This window comes from Nitrosospira sp. CT, assembly GCF_059489795.1.
The window spans coordinates 61,435-67,936 of sequence record NZ_JCAHZJ010000002.1 but is presented as its reverse complement, the minus strand read 5'-3'; the positions used below and the strand labels follow the sequence as shown (position 1 = coordinate 67,936).

The window sequence follows — 6,502 nt, the reverse complement described above, 5'->3', positions numbered from 1 at the left end:
CAAACGCAATCTGCTGCTCGGTAAATTTGCTTTTCTTCACGTCATGACTCCTTTCCAAAAAGGTAAAAATCATGCCGGAAATTCTACTTTTAAATGGTACGGTTTATCGGGGTAGGGTCATTTTTCGAGAGGAGAATGGACGTGAAGAAGCGATTTACGGATGAGCAAATTATTGGATTTCTGAAGCGGGCAGATGGAGGCATTCCTGCGAGTCTAAAGCGCCACCGTGCTTTAGGGTAACTGCTCGGCTACGGATGCGCTTGGCAACTGCCGCCGCCTTACTGGAATCATGAAGAGGAGTATTCGGAATTAACCAGGCCACGGTTTTGCCAAGCGGGTGATAATCATCTCCAATCTTGTTTCAGAAGAAAATTGCCTCTCCCCTTTTGCTATTTTTACCCATGATAACATATTTTATCATGGGTAAATTTTGCCCCGACTCCCCCCTTCCTAAACTCAAGTACTTCCATCAGCAACAGACAAGTCGATCAGAAAAAGAAAAGGGCTCATGACATCGTGGGGTGATGTGCGACGAGCCCGAATGTAGAAGGAAAATAATGCGTAAAACAAACACGGTACTACTGGCAACTTCAAGGAGAAGTCACGAGCAGAATAATGGATTTTAACCCCTCTGGGAATGCGGCAAATTGTCGCACCATTTATCGCAGGAGTTGGGGGATGGGAATATCCCGCTTACAGGTTCCAGGAAATCTGTTCAAGGATTCTTGAGGGCGTCTGTGTGAAAACGCAGGTGCTCTCCGATAAATGTGCTGATAAAGAAATAGCTGTGATCGTAGCCTTCACGCATGTTGATTCGCACAGGGTAGTTCACCGTATTGCACGCGGCGATAAAGCGTTCGATTTTCAATTGCTCGGCCAGAAACTCATCGGCAGAGCCCTGATCGATCAGCATGGGCAGATACTCCGAGGGGCGTGCAGATTCTATAAGCAAAGAGGCATCATAGTTCCACCAGTTCTTCACGTCATCTCCCAGGTAGTGACTGAAGGCCTTTATGCCCCAGGGACTGGTGGTAGGGTTCACGATAGGTGCGAAGGCGGATACTGATCGATAGCGCTTCGGGTTGCGCAAGGCGATCATCAGAGCGCCATGTCCTCCCATTGAATGACCGCTGATCGAGCGGCGATCAGCAAGAGGAAAGTGCTTCTCCATCAGGGCCGGCAACTCATCGACGATATAGTCATACATCCGGTAATGCCGGCTCCAGGGCTCCTGCGTGGCATTCACGTAGAAACCCGCGCCCGATCCTAGGTCGTACGCATTATCGCTTGCTCTCGCCACCTTTTCTCCTCGCGGACTGGTGTCTGGCATGATCAACGCGATGCCAGATTCTGCTGCCGCCCGCTGCGCCCCGGCTTTAATCGTGAAATTCTCATCCGTGCAGGTCAAGCCTGACAGCCAATAGACAGCAGGTACCTTTTCACCCTGGTCTGTCGCCGGTGGAAGATAGATGGAAAAATTCATTTCGCAGTTCAGCGATGGCGAAAAATGCCTGTAGCGTTTTTGCCATCCGTCGAACGAACGATGCGATGAGAGAAGCTGCAACTCCTCTGGATTCTGATTCATGGGTACAAACCTTTGCGGTTAACGGAAACCGCACCAATCATTTGTCGAAATGTATCACCGTGCGGATGGACTTGCCCTCATGCATGAGGTCGAATGCCTTGTTGATATCCTCCAATCCCATCGTGTGGGTAATGAAGGTATCCAGCTCGAATTCTCCATCGAGATAGCGCTGCACATAGCCGGGCAGTTCGCTGCGGCCCTTCACTCCCCCAAAAGCGGAGCCGCGCCACACGCGGCCGGTAACGAGCTGAAAGGGGCGGGTGCAGATTTCTTCTCCTGCCCCGGCAACGCCGATAATCACCGATTCCCCCCAACCCTTATGACAACATTCCAGGGCCGAGCGCATGACCTTTACATTGCCGATGCATTCGAAGGAAAAATCCACGCCTCCATCGGTCATCTCGATGATCACCTCCTGGATGGGCTTGTCGTGGTCTTTGGGATTCACCACATCGGTAGCGCCCAATTGACGCGCAATTTCAAACTTGCCCGGATTGATATCGATAGCGATGATGCGTCCAGCTTTGGCCATGACAGCGCCGATTATAGTGGCCAGGCCTATGCCACCCAGACCGAATACCGCTACCGTATCGCCCGCCTTTACCTTTGCAGTATTGGTCACCGCGCCCAAGCCGGTCGTAACGCCGCAGCCGAGCAGGCAGACCTTTTCCAGTGGTGCTTCCTTGCTGATCCTGGCCAGTGCAATTTCAGGGATTACCGTATATTCGGAAAAAGTCGAAGTGCCCATGTAATGATAAATGGGTTTGCCATCCTTCGAAAAACGGGTAGTGCCATCCGGCATCAGCCCCTGTCCCTGAGTTGCCCTTATCGCCTGGCACAGGTTGGTTTTCCCCGATCTGCAGAATTTGCACTCGCCACATTCGGGGGTGTACAGCGGAATGACGTGATCGCCTGCCGCCACGCTGGTCACGCCCTCGCCGACCGCCTCGACGATGCCGCCGCCTTCATGCCCCAGAATAGTCGGAAATTTGCCTTCAGGGTCTTTTCCGGACAAAGTATATGCGTCTGTATGACAGACTCCCGTAGCGACTATGCGCACCAGCACCTCGCCTTTCCTTGGCGGCATCAAGTCCACTTCCTCGATCTTCAAAGGCTGGCCTGGAGCCCAAGCCACTGCCGCACGGGTTTTTATCGTATCCATGTAACGTATGCTCCTTATTTTGCACGATCTCGCGTTAGTATGCAGGAGGATGCGGGCGACTTACAAATGTGGTATGAGTAAATCAGTATCCATCATTTTCTGATTCCCCTACTCGGAGTGTTAGTTTGCTTTTTCGGTTGACCTGTCCTATGCTGAAATCAGCCGGTTTTGAATATTTTGAATATTCTGCACGCTGGTGATTTGCCTTGTTAACCACTATCAGGAGATCATGATGCGAAGAATATACTTTCTGGTTCCCGACATTTCGACGACCAAACGCATTGTCGATGAGCTGCTTCTATCCCGAATAGGGGAAAAACACATTCATGTGGTGGCCAAGCGCGGTACCGAGCTTGAGGATCTGCCCGAGGCCAGCCTGTTGCAGAAGACTGACTTCATTCCCGCGGTGGAACGGGGACTGGCGGTAGGCGGTACCGCCGGGGCTCTGGCCGGACTGGTTGCGGTCGTTCTGCCGCCAGCATCCACGGTAATTGCGGGCGGTATTGTGCTGGGAAGCGCGCTTGCAGGAGCAGGTGTCGGCGCCTGGGCGGGAAGCCTGATTGGTGTGAGTGCGGCAAGCTCGAGAATAAAGCAGTTTGAACAGGCGATCGAAGCAGGTCAATTGCTCGTACTGGCTGATGTGCCAAAAGCTCGTGTCGAGGAGATCGAGGCGCGCATAAAAAATCATTTACCGACTGTAGAGATTGAAGGAACCGAACCGAAACAGCCTGCTTTTCCGTGATCGGGCAGTCTGCGCCACCCGCGCTTTGAATTGCGCAATGGAATAATGTTGCACTCAGTTCAGTTGCAAGGTGGGCGGGAAAGGTGGCATCGCACAGCGACGAGGAGCAGTGAGAATTGCGTATGCTATAATGATTTTATCAGCAGATAATCTGCATTGATCCGCGGTGAGGGGCAAAGGTGCGCGCGGATAGGCTGGGCTGGTTCTCGTAAAGGCACGGGAGCCGGCGGAATTCTGTTGACCTATTTCCGGATACCTCTCTTCTGTCCCTGGTTCTTCTGGTCGGGATCTGCATTTTCGTATCGCAATCTTTGCAGTACCCGATTTTGCCGGAAATCACATCCAGTTGCCGTCAAGGTTTTAGTTTTGCCCCTACTGGTTTATCATTTGCCATTCCCAACCTGGATCAAACTGGAGAAAGGCAATGGCTGGCTTGAGTAAAAACACGCCTGTTCCCGTCGAAATCAAGTTGCACCGAAAATCACGGTTGCTGGAAATCACTTTCAGTAATGGAAAGACGTTCCGGTCCACCAGCGAGTTCCTGCGAGTGTATTCGCCCTCGGCAGAAGTGCGGGGTCATAGCCCCGGCCAGGAAGTGCTGCAGACCGGTAAGAAAGAGGTGAATATCAATCGTATCGATCCGGTGGGCAACTATGCGATCCAGCTGACTTTTTCTGATGGCCATAATACCGGGCTTTATTCCTGGGATCTGCTCTACGAATATGGCCTGCACCAGGATGAAATGTGGCAGCGTTACCTGCGCCGAATGGAAGAAGCGGGAGCCAGCCGGGAACCGGCCGGGCATTTACCGGGTTCGAACCGGGAATCAGCGGCAAAAAGCTGAGACTATCCGGAACAAGGCTTCTTCTCCCTCTACCCTTTATTTAAGTTTGAACATCGATGACGAGAACTACCCATTTCGGCTTTAAGACCGTGTCGGAAACGGAGAAAGCACGCGAGGTAGCAGGTGTGTTTGATTCTGTTGCGGAACGTTATAACCTGATGAATGACCTGATGTCTGGGGGCATGCATCGGCTGTGGAAGCGATTTGCAGTTGAGGTGAGCGGAGTCCGGTCAGGTAACCGTGTGCTGGATATTGCCGGAGGAACGGCGGATCTGAGTTCGCTCTTCCTTGAGCAGGTGGGGAGCAGGGGAGAGGTCTGGCTGACCGATATCAACAATTCCATGCTGGCCATTGGCCGCGATCGTTTGCTGGATGAAGGTGCTGCCGTGCCGGTTGCACAGTGCGATGCGGAAAAGCTGCCATTCCCCACCAATTACTTCGATTGCGTAAGCGTTGCTTTTGGCCTGAGGAACATGACGCACAAGGATGTTGCGTTGAAAGAAATGCTACGCGTATTGCGCCCCGGTGGCTGCGTTATCGTGCTTGAATTTTCCAGGGTATGGAAACCTCTGCAACGGCTCTACGATCTCTACTCGTTCAAAGTACTTCCCGCGATGGGTGGTTTCGTCGCAAAGGACCCGGACAGCTACCGATATCTTGCCGAATCCATCCGCGTGCATCCCGGGCAGGAGGAGTTGAAGCAACTGATGCAGAAAGCCGGATTCGAGCGCGTGGAATATTTCAATCTTGCCGCAAACGCGGTAGCACTGCATCGCGGGTACAAGTTCTAGAAATCTTTCGAAAAACTAGCCCGGAAGCTGGCAGGCTTTCTTCCCGCCGTATGTCTGCTACCGTACAGAAATCCTTTCCGCAGCTGATAATATTGTTAGTTTTTCCTGTTGTTATTCCTGCTTTCGCAGGCGGATGGAAAAGAGGCAAAAGGAGCGGTAATTATGGCAGATAAGAGCGGAGTGTTCTTCATTTTTCCCTGAATTTTCTCCTGATGCTTCCTTCTTCCTTTATCCGCAGGGAGGCGCTTCGGGAGCAGCAGCGCGACAGGCAATAAGCTTCTGAATCGATGCCATATGCACCCGCTTTAAAAAAGCTTTGTGCAGGTATTGCTGGAGGTGCTTGTATAGCAGGCAATATCCCTCTTTTCCCATGGCTTCCCACGGAAGTATAAGGAAGACCCGTTCATGTGCGTCGGCGAACCCGGAGCAGATTCGCGACCGATTTTTTCAAGTTATCATGATGCTCGACGTCCACCACTCGGTGCTCCTTTTTGGCGAAATACTGATAGACCGGTTCCCCGGCGGGGATGTGGTCGGTGGCGCACCTCTCAATGTTGCCCGCCATTTGCGCGCCTTTGGCTGTGCACCTGTTCTCGTGAGCCGGATAGGCCAGGATGCGGAGGGTGCGCGTCTGTTGCAGACGATGGAGAGGGCCGGATTGAGCACGCATGGTGTACAGCTTGACTCGGTTTATCCTACAGGCGTGGTAGCGGTTCATCTGGGGGCGGAAGGGCATCGGTTCAATATTGTCCCTAACCAGGCCTACGATCATATTCATCCACGTCTGGCACGGGTGGCTGCGCTTGCGGCAAACCCGGAAATGGTCTATTTCGGAACACTGGCGCAGCGCGCCGATTCGCATCGCGCGCTGCGCCATATGCTGCGCGCAACCAGCGGTCAACGTTTTTTTGATGTCAATCTGCGCGATCCCTGGATTTATGGCGAACGACTGCACTGGTCGCTGCGGCATGCTGATATCGTTAAGGCGAACGACGATGAACTGGATCGCATCGCTCAACTGTTGAATATGGATGAGCCTGTTGCCGAGGCTCAGGCCAGAGCGCTGATTGAGCGATATCAGTTGCGCGGGATGCTCGTTACTTGCGGCGCAGCCGGTGCCTGGTGGCTGGAGCGAGCGGGAGAAAAAATATCGATCGCGCCGGACAAGGCAGTGGATGTTGTCGACACGGTGGGAGCGGGTGATGCGTTCTCTGCGGTCTTCATATTCGGCCTGTTGCAGGGATGGGGTAAGCCCATCATCTTGAAGCAGGCACAGCAATTTGCCGGCGCAATTTGCGGAATACGGGGGGCCATTCCCGAACACGATGATTTTTACGAACCGTTCATCAGACAGTGGTCAGTGGACGGTTAGGAGACG

At 52.9% G+C, this 6,502-nt stretch carries 6 protein-coding genes; 4 read left to right on the top strand and 2 right to left on the bottom strand.

Annotation, left to right across the window (positions count from 1 at the left end):
- Nucleotides 1–715: 715 nt before the first annotated feature.
- Both fghA and AC52W5_RS00300 read right to left on the bottom strand, forming a co-directional pair.
- On the bottom strand, nt 716–1,585 hold the full coding sequence (gene fghA / locus AC52W5_RS00305; protein WP_495669523.1) for an S-formylglutathione hydrolase: 870 nt from the start codon (nt 1,583–1,585) through the stop codon (nt 716–718).
- 37 nt (nt 1,586–1,622) lie between these two features.
- Nucleotides 1,623–2,747, bottom strand: a complete 1,125-nt coding sequence (locus AC52W5_RS00300; protein ID WP_495669522.1) for an S-(hydroxymethyl)glutathione dehydrogenase/class III alcohol dehydrogenase — start codon at nt 2,745–2,747, stop codon at nt 1,623–1,625.
- Between the two features lie 232 nt (nt 2,748–2,979).
- On the opposite strand from AC52W5_RS00300, the gene AC52W5_RS00295 reads away from it, so the two are divergent.
- From AC52W5_RS00295 to AC52W5_RS00280, 4 genes are all read left to right on the top strand, one after another.
- On the top strand, nt 2,980–3,489 hold the full coding sequence (locus tag AC52W5_RS00295) for a DUF1269 domain-containing protein (protein WP_074974845.1): 510 nt from the start codon (nt 2,980–2,982) through the stop codon (nt 3,487–3,489).
- Nucleotides 3,490–3,913: 424 nt separating this feature from the next.
- A complete protein-coding gene (locus AC52W5_RS00290; protein ID WP_074974844.1) occupies nt 3,914–4,333 on the top strand; it encodes a gamma-butyrobetaine hydroxylase family protein in 420 nt (139 codons plus the stop codon).
- Between the two features lie 56 nt (nt 4,334–4,389).
- Entirely contained in the window at nt 4,390–5,124 is a 735-nt protein-coding gene (gene ubiE / locus AC52W5_RS00285; protein ID WP_495669521.1) for a bifunctional demethylmenaquinone methyltransferase/2-methoxy-6-polyprenyl-1,4-benzoquinol methylase UbiE, read from the top strand.
- Nucleotides 5,125–5,581: 457 nt separating this feature from the next.
- The gene (locus AC52W5_RS00280) at nt 5,582–6,496 is read left to right on the top strand and encodes a carbohydrate kinase family protein (protein ID WP_495669520.1); all 915 of its coding nucleotides are present in this window, start codon (nt 5,582–5,584) and stop codon (nt 6,494–6,496) included.
- Nucleotides 6,497–6,502: the final 6 nt, after the last annotated feature.

What these genes read in the sequence shown, in the direction of transcription:
- AC52W5_RS00295 (WP_074974845.1), top strand. Translation starts at nt 2,980, where the DNA reads ATGCGAAGAATATACTTTCTGGTTCCCGACATTTCGACGACCAAACGC.
- AC52W5_RS00280 (WP_495669520.1), top strand. Translation starts at nt 5,582, where the DNA reads ATGATGCTCGACGTCCACCACTCGGTGCTCCTTTTTGGCGAAATACTG.
- fghA (WP_495669523.1), bottom strand. Translation starts at nt 1,585, where the DNA reads ATGAATCAGAATCCAGAGGAGTTGCAGCTTCTCTCATCGCATCGTTCG.
- AC52W5_RS00300 (WP_495669522.1), bottom strand. Translation starts at nt 2,747, where the DNA reads ATGGATACGATAAAAACCCGTGCGGCAGTGGCTTGGGCTCCAGGCCAG.
- ubiE (WP_495669521.1), top strand. Translation starts at nt 4,390, where the DNA reads ATGACGAGAACTACCCATTTCGGCTTTAAGACCGTGTCGGAAACGGAG.
- AC52W5_RS00290 (WP_074974844.1), top strand. Translation starts at nt 3,914, where the DNA reads ATGGCTGGCTTGAGTAAAAACACGCCTGTTCCCGTCGAAATCAAGTTG.